1 protein-coding gene is annotated in these 1,904 nt (G+C 55.5%); it reads right to left on the bottom strand.

From position 1 onward, the window contains the following. Positions 1–1,904 (bottom strand): condensation domain-containing protein (locus tag ACL9RM_RS26395; RefSeq protein ID WP_414126691.1); only part of this gene is annotated, 1,904 nt, incomplete at both ends.

Here is a 1,904-nt window from a genome sequence, read left to right as displayed (position 1 = left end):
TGTTCCTCGAACAGCCGGTGGAACGCGGCCGCAGGAGCCGCTTCCGGCTGCGCCGGGTTGAACGCGCCGAGAATTTGCTCTTTTTCCGCCGGTGTCAAAATGTCCAGCTCGGCAATAGTCGCCGACGGGTTGCGGAGAATGGATTCAAGCAGCTGCAAGTAGTGAGCGGCCAATTTCTCCACCGTTTCGGTTTTATAAAGAGCAGTGGCGTATTCAAACAGATATTCCAAGCCTTCCTCGATCTCCGTGACGTCCAAGCTGAGATCGAATTTAGAAACAATTTCTTCGCTGGCATACGTCGACAAATGGAGTCCGGGAAGCTGGATTTCCAAATTCTCTGTATTCTGCAAAGCAAACATCGTATCGAACAGCGGATTGCGGCTTAAATCGCGAGCCACGTTCACCTTATCCACCAGTTCCTCAAACGGATAATTCTGATGTTCAAAAGCGCCCAGCGTCGTCTCCTTGATTTCCTTCAAGTAGTCAAGGAACGTCTTACCGGCAGCCGGATAACTGCGGATGGCCAGGGTATTGACGAACATCCCGATCAGCGGCTGAACGTCGCTGTGATTTCTTCCCGCAATCGGCGTACCCACCACCACGTCTTCTTGCCCTGTATATTTATGCAATAATATTGTATAACCAGCAAGCAGAACCATGTAAAGTGTTGCGCCGTTCTCGGCTGCAAGCCGTTTTAGACCCTCGCTTTTCTCGCTATGCATAAACAATTGCAGCGTGCGGCCCTCGTAGCTCTGCATAGCCGGGCGCGGATAGTCCGTCGGCAATTCCAAAACCGGCAGTTCTCCGCGGAACATGTCGAGCCAGTAGGCTCCCTGCTTGGCAAGCTGAGCTTTCTGCTCGTCCGATTGCTGCCATACCGCATAATCTTTGTACTGGATGCGGAGCGGCTCCAACTGCTCCCCGCTGTACAAGCGGACGAACTCTTCGATCAGTACGTCAATCGAAACGCCGTCAGATACGATATGATGCGTATCGAACATTAGAATGTGCTGGTCCGGCGCCAGTTCGGCAAGGCCTACCCGCAGAAGTGGCGGCTTCGCTAGATCAAACGGACGAACGAATTGGCGCACCGTTTCTTCCGCCTGCTCCCCGCTGATCTGCACATATTCCACCTGGAAGGCGGCTTCTTCGTAAATCCGCTGAACCGCTTCGCCTTTTACCATCTCAAAGCCGGTACGCAGCGTTTCATGACGAGCTACGAGCCCGCGGAACGCTTTTTCAAACCGCTGCCGGTCGAGCTCCCCTTCGAGCAGCATAGCTCCCGGTATGTTGTAGCTCAGCTCGGCTCCTTCCAGCTGGTTCAAGATATAGAGACGTTTCTGAGCGGAAGAGAGCGGATAATACTCGCTAGGTTCCGCAGCCGGAATAGCCGTGAACGAGCCGATCTCCAGCCGCTCCATAACCGCGGCCATTTCCTCAACCGTCGAGTAGCGGAATACGTCGCGAAGCGGGAATTCAACGCCTAGCTCCTTATGCATTTTGCTGACAAGCGTCGTCGCCCGCAGGGAGTGTCCGCCGAGGTCGAAGAAGTTGTCCGTTACGCCTACTGTCTTCTCCCGAACAAGCACATCCTGCCAAATGGCGGCCAGCTTCGCCTCCAGTTCGGTGCGCGGCGCCACGTATTCGCGGCCTCCGCCTTCCGGTGCCGGCAACGCCTTCCGGTCGATCTTTCCGTTCGGCGTCAGAGGCAGGCGCTCCAGCTCCACGAAGTACGACGGGATCATGTACCCCGGCAGCTCGCTGGCAATCGCCCGCTTCAGGTCCGCCGCCGTCAAGCCTTCTTCCGCTGTATAATAAGCGCACAAAGCTTTCTGACCTTCTTGATCTTCCCTGACGACGACGACCGCTTCCTTCACGCCACCTACACTCAGCAGCTTCGCTTC

This window comes from Paenibacillus sp. S29 (genome assembly GCF_049319765.1).
Classification (GTDB): Bacteria; Bacillota; Bacilli; order Paenibacillales; family Paenibacillaceae; genus Paenibacillus; species Paenibacillus polymyxa_B.
This window is presented reverse-complemented; position numbering and strand designations above follow the sequence as displayed.